At 52.6% G+C, this 22,784-nt stretch carries 15 protein-coding genes, 20 tRNA genes and 2 rRNA genes (1 of these 37 only partly in view); 1 reads left to right on the top strand and 36 read right to left on the bottom strand.

Annotated features, from left to right (window positions below; all coding sequences use genetic code 11):
• Window positions 1–531: 531 nt before the first annotated feature.
• The 3 genes from ectB to OCY70_RS00310 form a co-directional block, all read right to left on the bottom strand.
• Window positions 532–1,815, bottom strand: a complete 1,284-nt coding sequence (ectB, locus tag OCY70_RS00320; protein ID WP_213428303.1) for a diaminobutyrate--2-oxoglutarate transaminase — start codon at window positions 1,813–1,815, stop codon at window positions 532–534.
• Between the two features lie 505 nt (window positions 1,816–2,320).
• A complete protein-coding gene (locus tag OCY70_RS00315; protein ID WP_249725093.1) occupies window positions 2,321–2,749 on the bottom strand; it encodes a group II intron maturase-specific domain-containing protein in 429 nt (142 codons plus the stop codon).
• The gene (locus tag OCY70_RS00310; protein ID WP_213428302.1) at window positions 2,746–3,198 is read right to left on the bottom strand and encodes a Wadjet anti-phage system protein JetD domain-containing protein; all 453 of its coding nucleotides are present in this window, start codon (window positions 3,196–3,198) and stop codon (window positions 2,746–2,748) included. The genes OCY70_RS00315 and OCY70_RS00310 overlap by 4 nt, the downstream gene beginning before the upstream one ends.
• Before the next feature lie 520 nt (window positions 3,199–3,718).
• On the opposite strand from OCY70_RS00310, the gene OCY70_RS00305 reads away from it, so the two are divergent.
• A complete protein-coding gene (locus OCY70_RS00305) occupies window positions 3,719–5,230 on the top strand; it encodes an IS5 family transposase (protein WP_261944482.1) in 1,512 nt (503 codons plus the stop codon).
• 278 nt (window positions 5,231–5,508) lie between these two features.
• Here the strand turns inward: OCY70_RS00305 and OCY70_RS00300 are convergent, their stop codons facing one another.
• The 33 genes from OCY70_RS00300 to OCY70_RS00145 all read right to left on the bottom strand — a co-directional run.
• Window positions 5,509–5,862 carry a helix-turn-helix domain-containing protein gene (locus OCY70_RS00300; protein ID WP_213430450.1) on the bottom strand — a complete coding sequence of 118 codons (354 nt, stop codon included), beginning with the start codon at window positions 5,860–5,862 and terminating at the stop codon, window positions 5,509–5,511.
• 184 nt (window positions 5,863–6,046) lie between these two features.
• Window positions 6,047–7,882 carry a glutamine--fructose-6-phosphate transaminase (isomerizing) gene (gene glmS / locus OCY70_RS00295; protein WP_213430449.1) on the bottom strand — a complete coding sequence of 612 codons (1,836 nt, stop codon included), beginning with the start codon at window positions 7,880–7,882 and terminating at the stop codon, window positions 6,047–6,049.
• Window positions 7,883–8,108: 226 nt separating this feature from the next.
• On the bottom strand, window positions 8,109–8,261 hold the full coding sequence (locus OCY70_RS00290) for a hypothetical protein (RefSeq protein WP_261944481.1): 153 nt from the start codon (window positions 8,259–8,261) through the stop codon (window positions 8,109–8,111).
• A 420-nt stretch (window positions 8,262–8,681) separates the two neighbouring features.
• Window positions 8,682–10,034 (bottom strand): phosphoglucosamine mutase, encoded by a 1,353-nt coding sequence (glmM, locus tag OCY70_RS00285; protein ID WP_213430448.1) that lies wholly within the window; start codon window positions 10,032–10,034, stop codon window positions 8,682–8,684.
• Window positions 10,035–10,151: 117 nt separating this feature from the next.
• A complete protein-coding gene (locus tag OCY70_RS00280) occupies window positions 10,152–11,576 on the bottom strand; it encodes a CdaR family protein (RefSeq protein WP_213430447.1) in 1,425 nt (474 codons plus the stop codon).
• Window positions 11,569–12,393, bottom strand: coding sequence for a diadenylate cyclase CdaA (gene cdaA, locus OCY70_RS00275; protein WP_213430446.1), 825 nt, complete (start codon window positions 12,391–12,393; stop codon window positions 11,569–11,571). Before cdaA ends, OCY70_RS00280 begins: the two co-directional genes overlap by 8 nt.
• 171 nt (window positions 12,394–12,564) lie before the next feature.
• A complete protein-coding gene (locus OCY70_RS00270) occupies window positions 12,565–13,182 on the bottom strand; it encodes a zf-HC2 domain-containing protein (RefSeq protein ID WP_213430445.1) in 618 nt (205 codons plus the stop codon).
• Between the two features lie 150 nt (window positions 13,183–13,332).
• Window positions 13,333–13,899, bottom strand: a complete 567-nt coding sequence (gene sigW / locus OCY70_RS00265) for an RNA polymerase sigma factor SigW (RefSeq protein ID WP_168182598.1) — start codon at window positions 13,897–13,899, stop codon at window positions 13,333–13,335.
• A 371-nt stretch (window positions 13,900–14,270) separates the two neighbouring features.
• Window positions 14,271–17,063, bottom strand: coding sequence for a phosphoenolpyruvate carboxylase (gene ppc, locus OCY70_RS00260; RefSeq protein WP_213430444.1), 2,793 nt, complete (start codon window positions 17,061–17,063; stop codon window positions 14,271–14,273).
• 373 nt (window positions 17,064–17,436) lie between these two features.
• A tRNA-Gly gene (locus tag OCY70_RS00255) sits at window positions 17,437–17,510 on the bottom strand.
• Between the two features lie 7 nt (window positions 17,511–17,517).
• Window positions 17,518–17,594, bottom strand: a tRNA-Pro gene (locus tag OCY70_RS00250).
• A 24-nt stretch (window positions 17,595–17,618) separates the two neighbouring features.
• Window positions 17,619–17,695: transfer RNA gene (locus OCY70_RS00245), tRNA-Arg, on the bottom strand.
• An 8-nt stretch (window positions 17,696–17,703) separates the two neighbouring features.
• Window positions 17,704–17,778, bottom strand: a tRNA-Gly gene (locus tag OCY70_RS00240).
• Between the two features lie 228 nt (window positions 17,779–18,006).
• Window positions 18,007–18,080: transfer RNA gene (locus OCY70_RS00235), tRNA-Gly, on the bottom strand.
• A gap of 7 nt (window positions 18,081–18,087) precedes the next feature.
• A tRNA-Pro gene (locus OCY70_RS00230) sits at window positions 18,088–18,164 on the bottom strand.
• A gap of 23 nt (window positions 18,165–18,187) precedes the next feature.
• Window positions 18,188–18,264, bottom strand: a tRNA-Arg gene (locus OCY70_RS00225).
• 8 nt (window positions 18,265–18,272) lie between these two features.
• Window positions 18,273–18,347 (bottom strand) — tRNA-Gly (locus tag OCY70_RS00220).
• Between the two features lie 755 nt (window positions 18,348–19,102).
• Window positions 19,103–19,176, bottom strand: a tRNA-Gly gene (locus tag OCY70_RS00215).
• A gap of 8 nt (window positions 19,177–19,184) precedes the next feature.
• Window positions 19,185–19,261 (bottom strand) — tRNA-Pro (locus OCY70_RS00210).
• A gap of 21 nt (window positions 19,262–19,282) precedes the next feature.
• Window positions 19,283–19,359: transfer RNA gene (locus OCY70_RS00205), tRNA-Arg, on the bottom strand.
• Between the two features lie 8 nt (window positions 19,360–19,367).
• A tRNA-Gly gene (locus OCY70_RS00200) sits at window positions 19,368–19,442 on the bottom strand.
• Window positions 19,443–19,521: 79 nt separating this feature from the next.
• Window positions 19,522–19,656, bottom strand: a complete 135-nt coding sequence (locus tag OCY70_RS35950; protein WP_373871517.1) for a (2Fe-2S)-binding protein — start codon at window positions 19,654–19,656, stop codon at window positions 19,522–19,524.
• A 198-nt stretch (window positions 19,657–19,854) separates the two neighbouring features.
• Complete coding sequence (locus OCY70_RS00195) at window positions 19,855–20,322, bottom strand: hypothetical protein (RefSeq protein ID WP_213430442.1); 468 nt, start codon at window positions 20,320–20,322, stop codon at window positions 19,855–19,857.
• 84 nt (window positions 20,323–20,406) lie between these two features.
• A tRNA-Leu gene (locus OCY70_RS00190) sits at window positions 20,407–20,489 on the bottom strand.
• A gap of 15 nt (window positions 20,490–20,504) precedes the next feature.
• Window positions 20,505–20,580: transfer RNA gene (locus OCY70_RS00185), tRNA-Lys, on the bottom strand.
• 7 nt (window positions 20,581–20,587) lie between these two features.
• A tRNA-Gln gene (locus tag OCY70_RS00180) sits at window positions 20,588–20,662 on the bottom strand.
• Window positions 20,663–20,684: 22 nt separating this feature from the next.
• A tRNA-Thr gene (locus OCY70_RS00175) sits at window positions 20,685–20,760 on the bottom strand.
• 9 nt (window positions 20,761–20,769) lie between these two features.
• Window positions 20,770–20,845: transfer RNA gene (locus OCY70_RS00170), tRNA-Val, on the bottom strand.
• 6 nt (window positions 20,846–20,851) lie between these two features.
• A tRNA-Glu gene (locus tag OCY70_RS00165) sits at window positions 20,852–20,926 on the bottom strand.
• 38 nt (window positions 20,927–20,964) lie between these two features.
• A tRNA-Thr gene (locus OCY70_RS00160) sits at window positions 20,965–21,040 on the bottom strand.
• A gap of 4 nt (window positions 21,041–21,044) precedes the next feature.
• Window positions 21,045–21,120 (bottom strand) — tRNA-Asn (locus tag OCY70_RS00155).
• A gap of 64 nt (window positions 21,121–21,184) precedes the next feature.
• Window positions 21,185–21,301 (bottom strand): 5S ribosomal RNA (gene rrf / locus OCY70_RS00150).
• Between the two features lie 62 nt (window positions 21,302–21,363).
• Window positions 21,364–22,784, bottom strand: a 23S ribosomal RNA gene (locus tag OCY70_RS00145); it runs 1,505 nt beyond the window's last position.

Here is a 22,784-nt window from a genome sequence, read left to right as displayed (position 1 = left end):
CCTCTGCTTCATATGCTTGCTGCGGACGAGCCGCCCGAAGACGGGCTTTGGTTTAATATTGGGTTCGGAATTGGATTTGGGGATGGACAAGGGATGTTCCTTCCATCGATGTAAGGCTTGCTGTAGGGTTCCGGCCGGCCAGCAGGAAGTCGGCCGTACCTCCGGATTCGGCACCGGAGCTGCCTTTGTCGAAGCCTATGTTTAAGGGGTATTGATACACTCTATGTACGATTTGTGTATTCCCCCGCAGCCCTGGTGTGGATAAGTAAAGATCCGGCTGCGGGGTAGTGAGCTTTTCCTGACGATTAGATGTGACGATGGCGCTGCATGAGGCTCAAAGAATGCTCCGTATGGCATGAACTGGACATCCCTTGGATTAGCGGTGAATTCCATGCTGACTGACGGTACCGCAGGCAGCATTGGGAGAAAATCTTCCAATGGGGTAAAAACGTTATCTTAACATCAGGGCCACACGGCCCCCGGAAGGCACTTCCGTGCCTCTTGCCGGGGCGGTCACCGGCTTGGCCGAGCTTAGGTCGTTACCAGCAAATCCTGGGTCTCCTGAGAGATCACCTGCTGTATACTGGACTTGATAATGTCGCAGCCGGCGGCAAGATGCTCCATCGAGACGGTCAGCGGAGGCATGATCTTCAGCACGCGGTCTCCTCTGCCGGCTCTTTCAATGATGAGCCCGTTCTCGAAGCTGATCTCCGTCATCCGCTTCGCCCCGGCTTCATCCGTGAAGCCCGAGACGTCAATGCCCCAGATCAGGCCGAGTCCGCGGATCGCGATCGACGGATGCAGAGGCTTGATTTCTTTGTCAAGGAACGAGCGCACAAACTCTTCCTTCTGCTTCACCTCGGCTTCCAGGGCGGCTCTGTCCCGGAACTCGAGAGCGGCCTTGGCGGCCACAAAAGCGAGCTGGTTGCCGCGGAAGGTGCCGTTGTGCTCGCCCGGCGTCCAGAGATCCAGTTCAGGCTTCAGCAGCAGGAGGGACATTGGCAGGACGTACCCGCTGATCGACTTCGACAGGGTAATGAGATCCGGCTCGATCCCCGCACGTTCGAAGGAGAAGAATTCGCCTGTCCGGCCGCAGCCGACTTGAATCTCGTCGGTAATGAGCAGGATATCGTGCCTGCGGCAAAGCTGCTGCAGCCCTCGCAGCCACTGCGCGTCGACGACGTGAATTCCGCCTTCGGCTTGTACCGTTTCAAGCAGGATGGCGGCCGGCTTGTCGATTCCGGAGTGCGAATCAGTCAGGATATTCTCGATATAGCCGAGCGTATCCATTTCTGCGAAAGCCCCACTCGGGTGCGGCATGAACGTAACTCCGCCCAGAGGAAGCCCCGCCCCTTCCCTCATGGACTTGGAGCTTGTCGCCGACAGGCTGCCGAGCGACATGCCGTGGAAGCCGCCCATGAATGCGAATATCCCGGTTCTCTTCTTCGCCTTGCGTGCGAGCTTCAGGGCCGCTTCCACCGCGTTCGTCCCCGTCGGACCGCAGAATTGAAGCTTGTAATTCAGCTTCTTCGGCTCCAGGATCCGCTCCGAGAAGCTCTGGATGAATTCGCGCTTGGCCATTGTATACATATCCAGACCGTGCATAATCCGGTCGGAGGTCAAGTAATCGAGAACCCGGTCCTTGATATAATCGTTGTTATGACCGTAATTCAGTGCCCCAGCACCTGCAAAAAAATCAATATATGCTCTTCCGTCCTCAGAATATAACAGGTCCCCCTTGGCCAGGTCGAATACCACCGGAAAGCTTCTGCAGTAAGATCTTACGTTGGATTCCAGCTTTTCAAAAATGCTCACGCGCTTCATCCTCCATCGGAATTGGGATAAGGTTGGCTTCATCCTTTCTGAACCTTCTGACGTCATGGAGCAACATATTCTCGGCTGTCATTTTCCACAATTGTCGGTCCCCGCATGCCGGCTTTCTGGGTAGCCAGTGGACTGGTCTCTCGCGCACAGCTTGAATAGGTATAAAGACCCTACAATTCTATGTTCTAGCATAATAGGAAAGGTGAGCCAAGTATAATTATATCAATATTTCTAATAATGTACAGTAAAGCTTTAGTTAAATTTGGTCTTTCCAACATAAGGTGTAAATATTTTGCCTAAAAAGAGCGAATAAAGAAGAAACGCTGGGAATGATTTGCCATCAATCGAGGAATTCGACGCGTGTCGACATTCAGGGGGGCGGCCAATTTGGGGGATATTACCTGTATACATTCTCTGCCGGTGCTCCGAATCCTTGCGCTCCGTCCGCTCGTTCAAACGGATTATGCAGTTTTCCCGCAATCCGCTTTCCTTCATGTCACCCTCCGGGTGCCGTCCGTAGGTTCAAGTCTGGTAATAACGACAGGAGGTTTACCAATTTGTACTTGGAGTAGAAGACGGATTCATGCAACTTTTTCCATCCCATGTTGCGCCAGCGTTTAAAACGGTGACTCCATATTCGCCGAATAATCCAGCGTTGGATTCGATTGAAGAGCTTTCTTACGTGGGCTTTACGGAAGTAGTTGCCCCATCCCCGTATAACAGGGTTGATGGAGTCAATGAGTTCAAAGACGGTGGGCGGAATTCGTCTGTGCGTTCGGGCTCGAATGGTGTCCTTAAACGACTGGATCGATTTGTCCTTGTGAAAAGCATAGATGTTCATCATCGGTTGCTTTTTCACCTTAGGGTTGAGCATCCGTTTCCGTTCGTGGTATCGGTCGAAGATTTCATCGTATATAGGCGTCATATTTCTTGCTCCTTCACAATTGTTGCGTAAGACACCGCTTCCTGAGGAATGCGCCGTTTCTCTTCCCATAGCCCACGAATCTTCTGTTCGTTTGCCCAGTCCGTACTCAACTCGGAAAGAAAACGTTCGAGGTATTCTTTCCGAAACTCCCCATGGGCATCTGTAGTTTGGATGTGATTCCGAATCATTGCACGGTAAAGTGTTTCTGCGGGCATCATCGGATACTGCGGGTACTTCTCCCGCAGGCGCAAGTATATAGAGATGCCGTGGGGATCCAAATCACCTACGTAATAAATCGTGGTCGGGATAGATATTTCCTCCACATACGGCAAACTGCGTTCAATGTGGTAGAACGGATCGGAAGGATCTCGCCATCCTTCTGAAGCTCCTAACGGCACGATAAAATGCTGGGTATCTACCCGCCTTTTCATATTGTTCGATACTTCCAAAATGGGACATTATATCGTTTTCAAGTTGACGAATCGTAAATTGTTGGCGGTACTTAGTAATAATTGATTCAAGAGCATCTCGCAAATTTGTACACCCACTTAAAGTTCAGGATAAATAGTATCTCTTAACCTTATCATACCAAAAAATCTTGAAACTAGCTTGCTCTCAAACAAACGTTCTAACTATGTACATACTACGGACTAACAAGAAAAAGTTGCTTAAGTACCTTATTTTGCTTACACCGAATTTCGATAATAAGTGGCTAGAGAATGTATATTTTAGATTAGTAGGAAAATGCAAGAGGTATTCGTGAGAGCGCAAACGTTGACGTTTACATGCTCGTTTAGTAAAACGTAGGTTACTAGGGGCGATTTGAAGGGACATCTCCCTTTTAAGTTAGGGCTTGCTGAACAATCATTTTTCAAAGGTTTTACAAGGATTTCTGGACTCTAACTCGAAATAAAATGCAAGGAGAATGCGAATTTCTTGCAAAAAATCGTGCACGTGGAGTGAGCCGACATGTATCGTAGAACCGAAAGCCAGCTTCAGTTGTTCGAAGATTTCTACTTGCCGTTTGGCGGTAAATTAAATAAGGAGAACCGTTGGGTGCAACTGGCCGCTATCATCCCGTGGTGGCGGGCAGAAGAACTCTACGCGAAGTCGTTCAAGAAATCAATGCGCGGTCAGATCCCTTTGTCTGTTCGTATGGCTTTGGGAGCGCTGTACATTCAGGAACGTATGCAGCTCGATGATCGAGAGACGGTCCAGCAGATCGCCGAAAATCCGTACTACCAGTACTTCCTTGGGCTGCCGGCGTTCCAAGATAAGCCTCCGTTCCATCACTCGCTGTTGACCCATTTCCGCAAGCGATTGGGTGCGGATGTCATTGAACGAATCAACGATTGGATTTTGGAAGAGGACGCAGAGCGAAAGAAGCAGGAACAAAACAAGAGCGATCCTCAAGATCCTCCAGGCAGCGGCCATGGCTCTGATGGAACATCCGTTAATGAAGACGGCAAAAGCAAAGAGAAACCATGCAACAAAGGCACCTTGATGCTCGACGCGACCTGCGCACCGGCCGACATCTCGTATCCGACCGATTTGAAATTATTGAACGAGGCGCGGGAAAAACTCGAAGCGATCATCGATGTTCTGCACGAGCCTTTCGTCGGGAAGGCCAAGAAACCGAGAACGTATCGTCAAACCGCCCGCAAACGCTACCTCGAGATCGCCAAGAAACGGCGAACGGGTGCCAAAGCCATCCGGAAAGCGGTTGGCAAACAGCTTCGTTATGTTTCGCGTAATCTTCGCATCATCGAAATGCTGGCAGCGAAAAGCAGCTTGAATCAACTGGGTTCGCAGCAGTATCGGCAATTGCTCGTCATTTCCGAGCTGTATCGTCAACAGCAAGAGATGTACGACAAACGGACACACTCGGTGGAAGATCGAATCGTCAGTCTTTCCCAACCGCATGTACGGCCGATTGTCCGCGGGAAAGTGAATGCTCCCGTCGAGTTTGGAGCAAAGCTGGCGATCAGTCTGGTGGATGGTTACGCTCGGATGGAGAAGCTGTCCTGGGATAACTTCAACGAAAGCATGACACTGAAAGCTTCCGTGGAGTCGTTCGTCCAGCGATATGGGTGTTATCCGGAAGCCATTCTAGCCGACCAAATCTACCGAAACCGGGAGAACCTTCGCTATTGTAAGGAGCACGGCATTCGTCTGAGTGGTCCAAACTTAGGACGTCCGAAGAAAGAAGCGGAACCCGATCGGAACCAGGCCAGACAGGATGCTTCAACGCGTAACGCGATCGAAGGAAAATTCGGAGAAGGCAAACGCTCCTACGGACTGGGGCGTATTCGAGCACGCCTTCGAGAGACAAGCGAAACGGTCATTGCTCTGCAACTGCTTGTTATGAATCTCGAACGCAAGCTGCGCGTTCTCTTTTTGCCGATTTTCAGACTGCTGCTGAATCTGTGCCGTCAGCCTCTGTGGCCTAAAAGGCAATATGTTCAGCAAGCCCTAAGTTAGTAATGGTTATTCGTGCTTTTCAAGATAATGATGGTGCGTTGTTACACAATTTAGAACCTGATAGTAGTTGCGGAGAAAACCAATCATTTTAAACAGCTTTCGGCCTGTGAACATTAGAAGAAGCTAGAGGTACTGTGACGTTGATTTTTCATATATTTTACTAGGCAAATCTGCCCACTATATCAATAAAAAGGAAACTCCCGCTTCTTCGCTTGGCTGCGTCCTCTTCATTATCTTCCATTTGATCCTTATCTTAAACTGAGCAATAAGGAAATACCTTACTTTCCATTGAACAACTTTATTGATTTCAATTTTATTTTTACTCGTATAAACTCAATTATTTCGTTCTTATCATAATCATCAAGATTTCTATAAACTTCAATCAACCTTCGCTCGAATTCATCTTCATATGTCGTCCCATCTTCTGCAGCCACACCGGTTAATAGCCAATTTAAGTTCACATTATATTGTGTTCGAATAGATATTAATGTTTCCGCAGATGGATTACTATTTCCCAGCTCAATTTCACTCAGGTTCCCTTGAGAAATTCCTATGCTTTTTGCAAATTGAACTTGGTTTAAATTGTTTTCTTTACGGATACATTTTATTTTATGGCCAATGTCATTCAACATTTTCACCACCAATTATGAAGTATGTATAATGTTTTTTAGCATTTTAAAAAGGAGCCACGAATCAATCCCTCGGGCTCCCTTTTAGATGCTGAAAATCATTCATCTTGCATTTGGTTCACGACATCTTTTACTGGTTCACGACTTTTTTATACTGGGACAGTTACAGTGCAAATAACAACCTAACTTACTCCACCGTCACGCTCTTCGCCAGATTCCGCGGCTTGTCAACATCATTGCCGCGGGCCAGGCTCGCATAATACGCGATAAGCTGCAGCGGCACGACCGCGAGGGCCGGCGTGAGCAGAGGCAGCGTAGCCGGGACGACAAAGGTGCCGTCGACCGCCTTCTGCAGCGCCGGAGCGTTCGCTTCGTCGGTGACCGCGAAGACGACTCCGCCGCGCGCCTTCACTTCCTTGATGTTGCTCACCGTCTTCTCCAGGAGCGCAGACTGGGTCGCCAGCGCGATGACAGGCACGCCTTCTTCAATCAGGGCCAGCGTACCGTGCTTCAATTCCCCGGCCGCATAGGCCTCGGAATGAATGTACGAGATCTCCTTTAGCTTGAGCGAGCCTTCGAGCGCGACGGCATAATCGAGACCGCGTCCGATGAAGAACAAATGCTCATGGCGGGCCATCTCCTCGGCCACCCGCTTCAGCTCGCCAGCCTGCTGCAGGATCCGCTCGACCTGCTCAGGCAAGGCCTGCATCGCGGCAAGCTGCTCGCGGATCCAGGCTTGGTCCTTCGTGCCCAGCGTCTGGGCAGCGTACAAGCTGAACAGCATGAAGGCAATCAGCTGCGACGTATACGCCTTCGTCGAAGCGACCGCGATCTCCGGACCGGCCCACGTAATAATCGTGTCATCCGCTTCGCGGGCGACCGAGCTGCCGACCGCGTTCGTAATGGCCAGCACCGCGGCGCCGCAGCGCTTCGCTTCGCGCAGAGCGGCGAGCGTATCGGCCGTCTCTCCCGACTGGCTTACCACGATGACCAACGTCTCCGGGGTAATAATCGGCGAGCGGTACCGGTACTCCGACGCGACATCCGTCTCGACCGGAATGCCTGTGCACTGCTCGATGAGCGTCCGTCCGACCAGTCCCGCATGATAAGCGGTGCCGCAAGCGACAATGTGAATATTGCGAATGCTCCGCAGCTTCTCCGCGCTGAGCACGTTCAGTTCCGGCAGCTTGATCCCGCTGCGGTTCTCTGTAATTCTTCCGCGCATCGTATCCCGATACGCCTTGGGCTGCTCATGAATTTCTTTGAGCATGAAATGGTCATATCCGCCTTTTTCTGCAGTGACCGCGTCCCAATCGACAACAATCATTTCCCGAGAAATAAAATTCCCTTCCAGTGTCATCAATTCGACAGCGTCCCGGGTGAGGACCGCCATCTCTCCGTCATTCAAAATATAGACTCGACGCGTATACTGTAAAATTGCCGGTATATCCGACCCGATAAAGTTCTCGCCATTACCGATGCCGATGACAAGCGGGCTGGCAAAGCGTACCGCGACCAGCTTATCCGGCTCGTATTCCGTCAGCACAGCCAACGCGAAGGCGCCGCGCATATGGGAAGTCGCCCGCTGGACCGCCTTGACGATGTCGCCATCGTACTCCCGGGCGATCAGGTGGGAGATCACTTCCGTATCCGTATCGGACACGAACTGAACGCCTTCCGCGATCAGCTCTTCCTTCAATTCCATATAGTTCTCCACGATCCCGTTATGGACGACGGAGAACTTCCGCGAAGCATCCGTATGCGGATGAGAATTCTCATCCGAAGGCTTCCCGTGCGTCGCCCAACGCGTATGCCCGATGCCGACGTTCCCCTCCAGCGGCTTCGCTTCCAGCCGGGAAGCGAGCACCGCCAGGCGGCCTTGGGCCTTGCTGACCTGAAGGCCATCCGGGGTAAATACCGCAATGCCGGCCGAATCATAGCCCCGGTACTCCAGCTTGCTCAATCCATCCAACAATACAGCTTGAGAATTTCTTGCACCGATATATCCGACAATACCACACATCCTAATCCAACCTCCGTTATGCCGGCGTACGCGAAGGACGCCGCACACGGAAGCCATGCTGCCTGCAACGATGCATCGATGCATGGCATTCAGGGCCGGCTCCCTCGTCCAGGAACTCCCTCCTGCCAAGGGAGAGCCGAAGGCCGTGATATTCAGTTGTGCAAGGAATGAGCGATGCACAGCAGCATGTCCGGAAGGATCTTCCGAATCCGATGTGCGCGTCCATTCATGAGCCAGCCCATTTCGTATATTTTTTCGTTCCCGTATATTCGATAATCATCCTGTCAACGTAAGCAGGCGTTGTCCGGCAAGTCGCCTTGCCGCTTTCCGTCATGCTCTTGCGGTGCCGTTGGCGCACCGGGAGGTCCCCGCCGAACAATTCCGAACACCTCCACCTCGTCCACTTGTCCAGCATCCGAACGCTGGTGCCAAGTGCTGGCGCTTATGATGCAGTTCCCTGCGAAATGCTGCTGCCCTCGCTTTCCTTATTGAATCGTATACCGTGCAAATGATACTGTGCATGCTTCCCGTTCGGCAAGCTCTTCGAATCGCGCGAGCGCTCTCCAGAGCCTTACCGGCTGGAACACAATCTACCTTTGTATTCCGCGCATGCTTGTCGACTCCGTGCGTCAGCCGGCTACTGCTGTGATGTCGTGAAGCCCGGCAAGCTGTCCTTCCATCCTGCCACAGCGGAATCTGCTCTTAATTATATTCATGTTGCATCCAGTTGGCAACCGGCCTCCCGGCAAGTTAGGACAAAAGCCGCCCATCCGGCGACACGGACAGACGGCTTGCTCCCCTAGTTCAATACGCTCAATTCCTGAGAGATGACGTCTGCAATCTGCTTGACATATCCTTCGACAACGTCCACTTCCGGGCCTTCGGCCATGACGCGAATGAGTGATTCCGTCCCCGACGGACGCACCAGCACGCGGCCGTTGTCCCCCAATTCCCGCTCCACCGAAGCAATCGCTTCTTCGATAGCCGGATTGTCTTTGTACTTGCTCTTATCCTCAACCCGCACGTTCACGAGCACCTGCGGGAACTTGCGCATCACTTGCCGCGCTTCATCCAGCTTCTTGCCGCTGCCCTTCAGCGTGTCGACCAATTGAATGCCGGTCAGCATGCCGTCGCCTGTCGTATTGTAATCCAGGAAGATAACGTGGCCGGATTGCTCTCCGCCCAGGTTATAGTCCCCGCGGCACATCTCTTCCATCACGTAGCGATCCCCGACCGCCGTTTTCGCCGTGTTGAGCCCAAGGCGGTCTGCGGCCTTAAAGAAGCCGATATTGCTCATGACGGTCGTCACGATCGTATCCTGCTTCAAGCGGCCTTCCTTCTTCATCGCCTCGCCGCAGATGAGCAGCACGAAGTCGCCGTCCACTTCTTCGCCCGCTCCATCAATGGCAATCAGCCGATCGGCATCTCCGTCGAAGGCCAATCCGAGATCCGCTCCTTGCTTCACGACCTCCCGCTTCAAATGCTCCGGATGAGTCGATCCGCATTCGGCATTGATATTGAGGCCATTCGGCTCGGCGCCGATCGCAATAACCTCGGCGCCCAGATCGCGGAACAGGCGGGGAGCCAATTCATACGCCGCTCCATTCGCGCAGTCCAGCACGATTTTCAGACCGTCGAACCGATGCTTCACCGTTGATTTCAAATATTCGACATAACGCCACTTCGCTTCGGTGTCAGTGGTGACCGTTCCCAGATCGCGGCCAATCGGACGAGGAAGCTTATCGTTCTCCGCATCCATCAGGCGCTCGATCTCCAGCTCGGTCTCATCCAGCAGCTTGAAGCCGTCACGGCCGAAGAACTTGATTCCATTATCCTCCACCGGATTATGGGAAGCGGAGATCATGACGCCTGCATCCGCTCCCAGATCGCGGGTCAGATAAGCGACAGCCGGCGTCGTCACGACGCCGAGCTGGACCACGTCCGCGCCAATGGACAGCAGACCGGCGGTCAGCGAGGCCTCCAGCATGCGTCCCGATACCCGGGTGTCCATGCCGATAACCACCTTAGGCTTGGTAGCAGCCTTCCCTGTTAATACATAACCGCCGCAGCGGCCGATTTTATAAGCAAGCTCCGCAGTAAGCTCCGTATTGGCAATACCGCGGACGCCGTCTGTACCGAAATATTTCCCCATAAAAAATCCTGCTCTCCTTCATTCTGCCGCCTACATCCGCCCGCGCCAGGCGGGACGGATGGGGTTGGCAGCTCCTCGATTACTTGTTATATAGGTTCACCTGCTGATTATATGCGTTCATTCCTGAGTGAGCGTGTCATCGCCGGAATCGGTAGAAGTCTGTTCTTCCGGCGTCTGATCTTCCTCATGGCTCGAGCCGTTCGGCTCGGTTGGTTCTGTATCCGGGCGATTCCCTTCCGTACCGCCGTGCGTTCCGTTATCCGGCTCGCCGCCGCCATCCGGAACGGGATCTGTCGTGGCGGGCTCCCCCTTATCCCGAATCTCGACAGTTACCGTGAGCGGAGTCTGTTCCGCTCGCCTTACGAAGCGGGGCAGATTCACCTGAACGTTGATCGTATGCGTGCCTGCCGGCAAATCATTCACGTTCGCGATAAGCTGAACATCGCCGGCGGTCATGTCATCGATCAGGTTCGGCGCACCGACGACGGCGACATCGAGCTTGCGGGTAGCCGGTTCCACAATCGATGTCTCCAGTCGGTCATTCTCCCCGGTGAGCGTAATCGGAACACCGGTAATCACCTTTTGCTTCACGGCGGATACGACGACATCCACCGTGATCTCACTCGGTTCTATTTTCTCAATGTTCGGCGGCGGCGTCAATGTTACGTTCAGCTTATATTGTCCGGCCTGGTCGATTTGCTTCAGATTCACTTGAACCCCGTCGAAAAATTCAATCTTGTTCAATACTTCCTGAGGACCATACAGCGTAATCTGGTTGACGCTTGGCACCAGCGAAGAGACGGCCAGCCCGTCCGGAAGCTGTCCGACCAGATCCAATTGAAGCGGAACGGTCTTGAACGGCTTCGTGATCGGAACTTCAATCTCGACGACCGATGGGGTAATGACCGCATCCTCAATTTCCTGCCCGCGTTCATTATAGGCCGTTAGCTTCACGCGCTTGGCGATGACCGACTCGTTAGCCCCTTCGATATTGACGGCGGCAGAGACAGCGGCCACCTCCGTCATCCGCGACGCCGGCAGCGTCACATGAACCCGGTTCGACGGGGAGATAATCGGCGTGCCCGGCTTATATCCTTGGGCAGCGGCTCCCTCGGTGCGAACCTGAACCTCGAATTCCTTCGTCTGCACATCCTCCAGCTCGACCGTAACGCTCGACGGCTGCATCTCCTGCAGCTCGATGCCCGGAGGGAAATCATGCTGCAGCTGAACGACGTGCTTGCCCGGTCCATAGCCCGTCAAGTCCAAAATCACCTTATAGTTTTCCGGCAGCGCAGCCGCGATCGTCGTTCGCTTCCCGCGCACTTGAATCCGCACCGAATCCGGCGCAATCGACTTGATTACCTCCTGCTTCGTATCCAGGCCGACGGTCCGCACCTGGACATTGTCAATCCATCGCGTCTCCATAAGCGGAGGAACCGAGACACTCGCCGGATCATCCTTGTGTACGACGATGAACAGGAGCACCCCGATGAGGAGCGCGATAATCTTGGCGGATGTGTTGTTCATTAACCATTTATCCATGATGCTCACCTTTTCGTTTCCAGAACAAGCGGCGTTCCTTTTTGGCAGGCGGCTTCAGTTCCTCGAACAGCTTCGAGATGAGCGACTCTTCCTTGATGTCCCGGACCACTTGCCCGTTCATCGCCAGAGACACCTGCCCCGTCTCTTCCGATACGATCACCGAGATGGCATCGCTCACTTCACTGATTCCAATCGCCGCGCGGTGTCTCGTCCCGAGTTCTTTGCTGATGAACGGATTTTCCGATAATGGCAAATAACAGGCCGCTGCGGCGATCTGGGTGCCGCGCACGATGACCGCGCCGTCATGCAGCGGCGTATTCGGAACGAAAATATTAATCAGCAGCTCGGAGCTAAGCCTCGACTCCATAGCGATGCCCGACTCGGTATATTCATTGAGCCCCGTTGTGCGCTCAAAGACGATGAGCGCCCCGATCTTCCGCCGTGACATATAATTTACGGCCTTAATCAGTTCCCCGATAATGCGAGCCGTTTCGTCCTCGTCGACGGCGGTGCGGCGCCCCAAAATTTTCCCTCGGCCCAGCTGCTCCAGCGCGCGCCGCATCTCCGGCTGGAAAATGATGACCAGCGCCAGCACCCCGAAGGTGAACATCTGATTCATTAACCATTTCAGCGTATATAGATTGAACCATGTACTAACCGCCCAGATGATGACGAGGACAAAAATCCCCTTCAAAAGCTGGATGGCGCGAGTGCCACGGATAAGGACAAGCAATTGGTATATAATATAGCTTACGACCAAAATATCAATAACATCCTTGAGCATGTTCGGCCACGTCATGTCCGCAAAATAATTCATGCTGGTACCCCCAACATTCCCTGATAAAATCATTCATCTACAGCGTTCTCTCATGAACTTAACTATATACTTTTCTCCGCCATGACGCAAAACTCCTGTCTGAACCAAAAAAACTCTCCTACAGACATCGCAGGAGAGCTTAATATCGGTCTAGAGGCCGGGCGTTGCCCCTCAAGGGGTGTCCGGCCTTGTACCGAACAAACTAGTAATTTGGTACCATATCCAGCTGATGGCTTCGTCGATCTGGTGAACCGAGCCCGAAATATTCGCGGTGGATGCCTGGAACAGCTTCCCGTCGATGACGGTGACGTCTCCCTTCACCTTGCCGTACACTTCGGCTGCGCCATTGCGAATCGTCAGATCCCCGGCAACCTCCTTGTCTGGAGGCACAATGACGACGTTGTTCTCAATGACAACGCCATTCAAATTCGAGCCTTTCACGACGAGCTGTTTATCTGAATTCCACATACTGAGCCAACTGGTCATCATCACCAAAACAAAGACGGCCGCCACCGTAATTGCGGGATGCCGCTTCACCCATACCGAAAAAGCGCTGCGCTGATTCGGCTTCGGAATGATACTCATTATGCGGTCGGTGAGATCCTCGGATACGGGCTGCAAACGATGATTGAACCCGTACAGCAGACGATCCGTCTGCTCCAACTCACGGAATCGCTCATGGCAAGCCGGGCACCCAAGCATATGCATTTTCAGTTCCACCGCACATTCTCGGTCCAAATCGTCATCCAGAAGATCATGCATCAATGAGACGGCTTCTTTGCAATCCATTTGAGCCAGTCCTTTCTTGAAGTCTCATAAAATAACCTGCAAATGCGAAAGTCTCTATCCGGCCGGAAGAGAAGTCGGACATTTGCCGGTCTCCTATACGTTACGCTGCAGCAATCGAATAGTTTCAAACAAATAATCTGTTATTTATTCCTATAATTTCCGTTCCAGCTTTTTGCGCAAAAATTCCCTGCCCCGATGCACGCGCGTTTTGATGGTCGTGACCGGCATATCCAGCACATCGCTGATCTCCTGCAGTGACATATCCTGCAAATACCGGAGCACCATGACCGATTTATATTTGGACGGAAGGCTATTAATCGCTTCCTGCACCATCCGCTGCGTCTCGCTGACAATCAGATACGATTCCGGCGTCCGGTCGTCGCTTGGAATCATGGCATATCCGTCCACGCCCTCTTGCTCCGTCATCTCGGCGTCGAGAGAGTAATTCGGCTTCCGCTTGCGAAGCCGATCGATACACAAGTTCGTCCCGATACGGTAGATCCACGTCGAGAACTTTTGATTCTCGTCGTAGCGGTCCAGATTGCGGTATACGCGCAAAAAGGTATCCTGCACCACGTCCTCCGCCTCATGCCGGTTATTCAGCATGCGGTAGGCCAGGTGATAGATCTTATCTTTATATAATTCGACAATCTCGGCGAAAGCCCGTGTGTCTCCTTTGCGGGCCAATCTCGCGAGCCGTTTCTCCAATGTATTCACGGTCTCCCTCCATCCTCACTGCCCGTTAATGCCGATGTCTACAATCATTGCGGTACAATGACAATGCCGGACATCGCAAGCAGGAATCCGAACCTATGGAGCACCGTCCCCTGTACTCTGTCCATCCGTCCACTTATCACGCTGCACGATGGCCGTCGAATCTATGCGTGGCTCACAGGCATTATGCCCTCTTCCACGCTTCAAGGCCCGTCCCCCCGGCACACGATTCCTTCTCTCCCGTTGAACCTGTCCTGCGTCTACACAGGAAAAGTCGAGTCTTGAATACTCAAGACTCGACTGCATCGCCGCTTGCTTCCTATGCTGGTCGAATCGACGAATCCTATATACGGTGAATTCCTACTTGTCAGCCATCAACCTGTATTCCGAAGTCCTGCCGCAATGCCATTGATGGTCAATAGCACCTCACGAAGCAGAATCGGATTGTCATTGCCCGCTTCACGCAGTTCACGCAATTCGGATACGAGACCAACCTGCATATAGCTGAGCGGATCCACATACGGATTGCGGAGCCGGATCGATTCCTGAATGACCGGGACATTGTCGAGAATCTCCTGCTGTCCCGTAATCTTCAGAATCAAATCCGACGTTAATTTGTACTCTTCTTCAATCAGGCTAAAGATGCGTTCCCGCACGGCGTCATCCTTCACCATGCCGGAATACTCCTTGGCGATGACCAAGTCGGCCTTGGCCAAGGCCATCTGCAGACTGTCGATCATGGACTGGAAGAAGGAATAATGGCGGTACATGTCGCGCATCACGGCCAGATTCTCTTCCTTGCCCTGATAGAAGCTCTGCAGGCCTGTTCCTGCCGCGTACCACGCCGGCAGCAGATATCGGCTCTGCGTCCACGCAAACACCCATGGTATGGCACGCAAATCCTCAAACCGGTCGCTGTTCTTCCGTTTCGAAGGCCGGGAACCGATGTTCAGCTCGCCGACTTCAGGCAGCGGCGTCGATTCCTTGAAGTAAGTCAGGAAATCCGGATCCCGGAAAATCAAATCCTGATATTTCTCCAACGACGTCTGGGAAATGCTCTCCATCAGCTCTTTCCACTTGGATTCGTATAAATCCGTATGGTCTGTCCGTGCCAGCATAGCGGCTTGAATGAGCGCAGAGGTCGCTTGCTCCAGACTGCGGTAGGCAATGCCCTGCATCGCATAACGGGAGGACAGAACCTCGCCCTGCTCCGTAATCTTGATGCCGCCCCCGATCGTGTGCGGCGGCTGGGCAAGAATGCTCCGGTTCAGCGGCATTCCCCCGCGGCCGAGCGCTCCGCCCCGTCCATGGAAGAACTTAATTTTAACATTATAGTTTTGAGCCATTGCTGTCAATTCCTTGAGCGCCATCCGCAGCTCCCAGTTCGCCGTAAATACGCCTCCGTCCTTGTTGCTGTCGGAGTACCCCAGCATAATCTCCTGGACCTCGTTCATCGCGCTGACGGCGCTCCGGTAAATCGGAAGGTCGAACAACCGCTTCATGATGCCTGGCGCTGCATGGAGGTCGTCAATCGTCTCGAACAGCGGAACGGCTTGAAGCGTGCAGTGAACCTTGCCGTTCGCTTCCTGACGGAACAGGCCGACTTCCTTCGCAAGCAGCATGACCTCCAGCACATCGCTGGCCGCTTCCGCCATGCTAATCAAGTAGCTGGTGATGCATTTCTCGCCGAACTCCTTCTGGGCGCGCTGGATCGTACGGTAGACGTCCAGACATTCCCGGGTCGACTCGCTGTACTCTATATAAGACGACACCAATGGTCTTGGGTCCTGCAATAGCTTATGAAGCAAATCGATTTTTTCTTCCTCGCTGAGCGCGCCGTAATTATCGACAATCTTCATGTTGGCCAAAATCTCGGTCATGGCGCTCTCATGCTCTTTGCTGTGCTGGCGAATATCAAGCGCGGCCATATAGAAGCCGAACAATTCGACTTGGCGAATCAGCTTCGTGACAAGCGTATCGGCTACATAATCCGCATAATGGTGGCGAAGACTGCGATCAATAATGCGCAGATCCTCTACGAATTCCACAGGATCGCGGTAACGCGCAGAAGTGTCTCGCGTAGACTCGTCCATCATATTGTTCAATCGCTCGAACATATAGATTAACTTGATGCGATACGGTTCTTTTTCATTATTCCAAAATTCGGCCCGCTTCAACGGGACATTCTCGCGATCGGCCGCAATCGATTGCAGCAGCTCATCGGATACTTGTACAATGCTGGTGCTGAAGCTCAGACTGCGGAACAATTCCTTCAGCCGTTCTTCGTATTTGCGAATCGCAAGCTTCCGGTGCATCTGCAGCGTCTTCCACGTTACTTCCGCGGTGACGGACGGATTGCCGTCCCGGTCTCCTCCGATCCAGGAACCGAACCGCAGATAAGTCGGCACATGCCAGCTCTGCGTCGGATAATATTTGTCAAGGCAACGTTCCAGTTCCTGATATACCTCAGGCAGAACATCGAATAACGTCTCATTGAAGTAATACAGTCCATTGCGGACTTCATCCAATACCGTCGGCTTCCGATCCCGGAGTTCATCCGTCTGCCACAGCGTAATCACTTCATTCAATAGCTTGTCGCGCAGCTGCTCGCGCTCCCGATACGTCAGCGTAGGATTGTCAAGCAGCATCATGTCTTCCGCAATCCGCTTATGAATATCGAGAATCGCGCGGCGCATCGCCTCGGTCGGATGGGCGGTCATGACAAGCTCCAGCGAGATGCTCTCCAGAATCTCGCGCAATTCCTCTTCCGGACAATTGCGCTCCTTCAATTCCAGAATGACGCTCTCGATCGAGCCCGGCTGGACCGTCTCGCCGGCGGAACGTTCATAATCGCGCTTGCGCCGGATGCGGTGATTCTGTTCCGCGATATTCACCAATTGAAAATAAATCGCAAAAGCACGTATCACTTGATGCCGGATATCTGGGTTCAACGTATTGATCAGTTGTTTGAACTCTTCGTATAATTCTGGCAGAAATACAGCTCGCAACGATTTGCTTATTTCCCGAATCTTCTCCACAATGTCAAGCAGCTCGTTCCCGGCCTGATGGACAAGCACTTCACCGAGGATATTACCCAGAAAACGAACGTCCCTCCGCAACAAGTTGTTGGAGTTCGCTTTGCTCGCGGTTAACGTAAGGTCTGTCATTCGTCTCCCCCTATCTCTCCAATCCTGTTCCAACGGATTTTGGCTTTCCTAACATCATACTACAAAATAACTCGAAAATCTTTACTTTATTATGAAAAAATCGGACGTTACCTATGTGCATCTTCTCATTAGTTCGGAAGTTCGGAGTTGGAAATAAAAAAAGGACCTTCTCATCGAAGGTCCGTTCGGTGCGAAATATGTACTGTCTTGAGATTATAAATGGATCGGGTGAAGGGAATACTCAACATGCTCCGATTCGGACTGCCTGCGGCAGGCCTGGCGGTTCATGTTGACGCGCGTCCTGATTCGCATCGCTCCGATGCATGCACGGACGGTCGAACCCTGGGGTTCGCTTCCCACATCAAGAAGCTATTGGAGCGGGTGATGGGAATCGAACCCACGCTACCAGCTTGGAAGGCTGGAGTTCTACCATTGAACTACACCCGCAAAGAAATGGTCGGGACGACACGATTTGAACATGCGACCCCCTGGTCCCAAACCAGGTGCTCTACCAAGCTGAGCTACGTCCCGATGTACGTATCCGTTTGTTTGAAATGGCGCGCCCTGAGAGATTCGAACTCCCGACCTTTTGATTCGTAGTCAAACGCTCTATCCGGCTGAGCTAAGGGCGCATTTATTCTGGAGCGGACAACGGGATTCGAACCCGCGACCCTCGCCTTGGCAAGGCGATACTCTACCACTGAGCTATGTCCGCATTAATTTTCAACATTAATTATTATACCACAACTTGCGTTGAATTTCAACATCGCTTCCCGCAAGAATGCAGATGATGGAGCGGGTGATGGGAATACTCAACATGCTCCGATTCGGTCTGCCTGCGGCAGGCCTGGCGGTTCATGTTGACGCGCGTCCTGATTCGCATCGCTCCGATGCATGCACGAACGGTCGAACCCTGGGGTTACTTCCCACATCAAGAAGCTATTGGAGCGGGTGATGGGAATCGAACCCACGCTACCAGCTTGGAAGGCTGGAGTTCTACCATTGAACTACACCCGCAAAGAAATGGTCGGGACGACACGATTTGAACATGCGACCCCCTGGTCCCAAACCAGGTGCTCTACCAAGCTGAGCTACGTCCCGATGTATGTATCCGATTGTTGAAATGGCGCGCCCTGAGAGATTCGAACTCCCGACCTTTTGATTCGTAGTCAAACGCTCTATCCGGCTGAGCTAAGGGCGCATATATTCTGGAGCGGACAACGGGATTCGAACCCGCGACCCTCGCCTTGGCAAGGCGATACTCTACCACTGAGCTATGTCCGCATGATGTACATTGTATGTTGTATATTATTGCACAACGTAAATATAATAACACATTTCTTAGAGGGTATCAACAAGAAGTTGATGCCAATTATTGAGTGCAGATCGTACGGACGTATTAATGGCAGAAACTAACAAGCGGAGAAGGAATATATTCTGGAGCTAGAGTTCACCATACTGCTAAAGAAGTCACGAACTCCCGAATAGCATCGCAGAGCGTGGACAACATAAAACCTGAATCGAGCTCCATGTTGGGACTATGCCTCAGGGTACGATGACGCCTCAGGACGGGATACGCCTCCAGAATCCGATGATGCCTCTGTTCGGGTTTTGTCACGATGGTCAAACAACTGCGCCTGGCTCCCGCGACATAACGAATTGCCTAAGGCCGTCCGCTGCCGGTGCTGCTCTCATGTTCGCATATATGAGGACCTCTCATTACGTTCCACTGCTTAGCATTTCCTGCAACATTACAGTATTCCCGGCGCCCGCCTTTTCCGCAAAAGAAATTCCTGCAAACCTGCATCATTTTCGGGTTATTTCGCTCATAATGGCGGTTAACCGGGGTGAAATCCTGCACATTTGCAGGAACCCTCCTAAGTAGCTGCCTGCAGCCAAATAAATACTGTAAAATTGCAGCTTTGCTTCGCTTAGGGAGCATCCTTGGCTCGAAACGGATTCATAGCCGCTACTTAAGCAGTTCAACCTGCCCTTAAACGCAAACAAAACCGCCCTACGGCGGTTAATCGATGTCACTATGGAGCGGGTGATGGGAATCGAACCCACGCTACCAGCTTGGAAGGCTGGAGTTCTACCATTGAACTACACCCGCAAAATAAATGGTCGGGACGACACGATTTGAACATGCGACCCCCTGGTCCCAAACCAGGTGCTCTACCAAGCTGAGCTACGTCCCGATGCGTATCCATTTGTTGAAGTGGCGCGCCCTGAGAGATTCGAACTCCCGACCTTTTGATTCGTAGTCAAACGCTCTATCCGGCTGAGCTAAGGGCGCATATATTCTGGAGCGGACAACGGGATTCGAACCCGCGACCCTCGCCTTGGCAAGGCGATACTCTACCACTGAGCTATGTCCGCAGCTTATCTCTTCATCAAGTTTTATCAGAAGCGACAAGTAATAATATATCATAAAACAATTATAAATGCAATATGAAATTTATATTTTTTTGTTTAGAGATACAATTTTGCAAATATCGGCCCGCTCCTGCTCTGTAACATGCGGACAGGTCGTGCAATGAACCCCTTGGTCGCTTCGGAACTTAAGGCAGCAGACTTCGCGAATCCTTAACATATTGCCCTTCTGTGCAGGATGCGGGATAACCGTGTAGCTGAATGCCAACGGATTGGCCTCGTATTGGCCGTACAAGGCGCCTGCAGCCTCGTGCAATACCCAATTCCTATCTTCCTGCAAAAGCCGCTCCTGCGTCGTTGTCTGCGCCTCTGCAGCCCAAAGATCGTAATAATACTCAAGCACGTTCGCAACATTGGTTCAGAGCACTTTTATTAAAAGGCCGCATACCTGGTTCATCAGGTGAAATAATCGGTTAATATGTTCCTTGAACAAAAGCTGTATCTGCCGATCCCGGGCAAGCTGTCTGCCTTCCCCCATATCGGGCTCAAGCTCTGGCTCTCCTATGATATGGATATCTCCAGATGCGTCGAGTATAAGGGCAAAGGACCATTTGTCGGGATTCAGCAGCCGTCCCAATCTGGAGAAAGCATGCATTCCTCCCCCGGCTAAGGGATGCGCATACCGCTTTATAAAGAGCGAAGCAGCCACCTTGTCGTCCGAACATCGGTACAGGCGCTTCGCCTCCGGCAACAGACGGCGGATTCCTGCTTCGGTGAGCAGCTCCTCCTTCGATAAAGCGATTCGTCCAGAGTCAGCAGCACGCTCCCAGTCAGGGAGAGCGCGAATACGGAACGTATCCCAGCATGGCCACAGTTCTCGAGACATCCATTCCCCTCCTGACATTCCATCTTGACCGGCTTTTCTCCTTAAACAGCAAAAAACCCTTGTCCGACAAGGGTTCCATGATACTGGTGCGCGTGGAGGGACTTGAACCCCCACGGTTGCCCGCTAGATCCTAAGTCTAGTGCGTCTGCCAATTCCGCCACACGCGCATTCCTATAAATTACTGGTGAGCCATGAAGGACTCGAACCTTCGACACCCTGATTAAAAGTCAGGTGCTCTACCAACTGAGCTAATGGCTCTCATAAATGGCTGGGGATATAGGATTCGAACCTATGCATGACGGAGTCAAAGTCCGTTGCCTTACCGCTTGGCTAATCCCCAACGATGTTCAAATGTAGTGTCATGGTGCCGGCGATAGGAGTCAAACCCACGACCTACTGATTACAAGTCAGCCGCTCTACCAACTGAGCTACACCGGCTTACATGAATGGTGGACGCTGACGGGATCGAACCGCCGACCCTCTGCTTGTAAGGCAGATGCTCTCCCAGCTGAGCTAAGCGTCCACAAAGTGGTGACCCGTACGGGATTCGAACCCGTGTTACCGCCGTGAAAGGGCGGTGTCTTAACCGCTTGACCAACGGGCCTCAGGATAGCTTATCTATAATTTGTAAAAAAAGAGTACTGGAGCTCTCAACCGGGATCGAACCGGTGACCTCATCCTTACCATGGATGCACTCTACCTACTGAGCTATGAGAGCAAGATGGCTCCCCGAACAGGACTCGAACCTGTGACAACTCGGTTAACAGCCGAGTGCTCTACCGACTGAGCTATCAGGGAACAGTAAGGAACAGTTCCGCGCTGCGTGGACTTGCAGCACAAATCCACGCTCGCATCTCTGTCTGCTTGGCAGCGTCCTACTCTCCCAGGACCCTGCGGTCCAAGTACCATCGGCGCTGGAGGGCTTAACGGTCGTGTTCGGGATGGGTACGCGTGGAACCCCTCCGCCATCGCCACCAAACAGATAAGGTATTGTACCTTAAAAACTGAATGCGAAAGTAAAAATCATCAAATCATCTTAGTTAGGATAAGCCCTCGACCGATTAGTATTGGTCAGCTCCATGCATTGCTGCACTTCCACCTCCAACCTATCTACCTCGTCGTCTTCAAGGGGTCTTACCAATGCGGGAAATCTCATCTTGAGGGGGGCTTCACGCTTAGATGCTTTCAGCGCTTATCCCTTCCGTACTTGGCTACCCAGCTATGCCTCTGGCGAGACAACTGGTACACCAGCGGTACGTCCATCCCGGTCCTCTCGTACTAAGGACAGCTCCTCTCAAATTTCCTACGCCCGCGACAGATAGGGACCGAACTGTCTCACGACGTTCTGAACCCAGCTCGCGTACCGCTTTAATGGGCGAACAGCCCAACCCTTGGGACCTACTTCAGCCCCAGGATGCGATGAGCCGACATCGAGGTGCCAAACCTCCCCGTCGATGTGGACTCTTGGGGGAGATAAGCCTGTTATCCCCAGGGTAGCTTTTATCCGTTGAGCGATGGCCCTTCCATGCGGTACCACCGGATCACTAAGCCCGACTTTCGTCCCTGCTCGACTTGTAGGTCTCGCAGTCAAGCTCCCTTCTGCCTTTGCACTCTTCGAATGATTTCCAACCATTCTGAGGGAACCTTGGGGCGCCTCCGTTACTCTTTAGGAGGCGACCGCCCCAGTCAAACTGCCCGCCTGACACTGTCCCCGAACCGGCTTCACGGTCCCAGGTTAGAACTCCGATACGATCAGGGTGGTATCCCAACGGCGCCTCCACCGAAGCTGGCGCTCCGGCTTCCCAGGCTCCCACCTATCCTGTACAGACCGTACCAAAGTCCAATATCAAGCTGCAGTAAAGCTCCATGGGGTCTTTCCGTCTTGTCGCGGGTAACCTGCATCTTCACAGGTATTAAAATTTCACCGGATCTCTCGTTGAGACAGCGCCCAAGTCGTTACGCCATTCGTGCGGGTCAGAATTTACCTGACAAGGAATTTCGCTACCTTAGGACCGTTATAGTTACGGCCGCCGTTTACTGGGGCTTCGGTTCATAGCTTCGCCTTACGGCTAACCACTCCCCTTAACCTTCCAGCACCGGGCAGGCGTCAGCCCGTATACTTCGCCTTACGGCTTCGCACAGACCTGTGTTTTTGCTAAACAGTCGCTCGGGCCTATTCACTGCGGCCCCCTCGGGCTATTCACCCTACCGGGGCACCCCTTCTCCCAAAGTTACGGGGTCATTTTGCCGAGTTCCTTAACGAGAGTTCTTCCGCGCGCCTTAGAATTCTCTTCTCGCCTACCTGTGTCGGTTTGCGGTACGGGCACCTTCACCTGGCTAGAGGCTTTTCTTGGCAGCATGAAATCAAGACCTTCGGTACTGTCATTTTCCCTCCCCGTCACAGCCCAGCCTTACGGTCAGCGGATTTGCCTACTGACCAGCCTCACTGCTTGGACGAGCAT

The sequence above is a fragment of the Paenibacillus melissococcoides genome (genome assembly GCA_944800085.1).
Lineage (GTDB): Bacteria > Bacillota > Bacilli > Paenibacillales > Paenibacillaceae > Paenibacillus_B > Paenibacillus_B melissococcoides.
The sequence above is the reverse complement of the archived record's forward strand: the minus strand, read 5'-3'. Positions and strand labels throughout refer to the sequence as shown.

Coding starts and splice junctions, on each gene's coding strand:
- OCY70_RS00300 (WP_213430450.1), bottom strand. CDS start 5,862: ATGTTGAATGACATTGGCCATAAAATAAAATGTATCCGTAAAGAAAAC.
- OCY70_RS00305 (WP_261944482.1), top strand. CDS start 3,719: ATGTATCGTAGAACCGAAAGCCAGCTTCAGTTGTTCGAAGATTTCTAC.
- OCY70_RS00270 (WP_213430445.1), bottom strand. CDS start 13,182: ATGGATTGCAAAGAAGCCGTCTCATTGATGCATGATCTTCTGGATGAC.
- ppc (WP_213430444.1), bottom strand. CDS start 17,063: ATGACAGACCTTACGTTAACCGCGAGCAAAGCGAACTCCAACAACTTG.
- glmS (WP_213430449.1), bottom strand. CDS start 7,882: ATGTGTGGTATTGTCGGATATATCGGTGCAAGAAATTCTCAAGCTGTA.
- glmM (WP_213430448.1), bottom strand. CDS start 10,034: ATGGGGAAATATTTCGGTACAGACGGCGTCCGCGGTATTGCCAATACG.
- OCY70_RS00280 (WP_213430447.1), bottom strand. CDS start 11,576: ATGGATAAATGGTTAATGAACAACACATCCGCCAAGATTATCGCGCTC.
- cdaA (WP_213430446.1), bottom strand. CDS start 12,393: ATGAATTATTTTGCGGACATGACGTGGCCGAACATGCTCAAGGATGTT.
- OCY70_RS00315 (WP_249725093.1), bottom strand. CDS start 2,749: ATGACGCCTATATACGATGAAATCTTCGACCGATACCACGAACGGAAA.
- OCY70_RS35950 (WP_373871517.1), bottom strand. CDS start 19,656: ATGTTAAGGATTCGCGAAGTCTGCTGCCTTAAGTTCCGAAGCGACCAA.
- OCY70_RS00195 (WP_213430442.1), bottom strand. CDS start 20,322: ATGTCTCGAGAACTGTGGCCATGCTGGGATACGTTCCGTATTCGCGCT.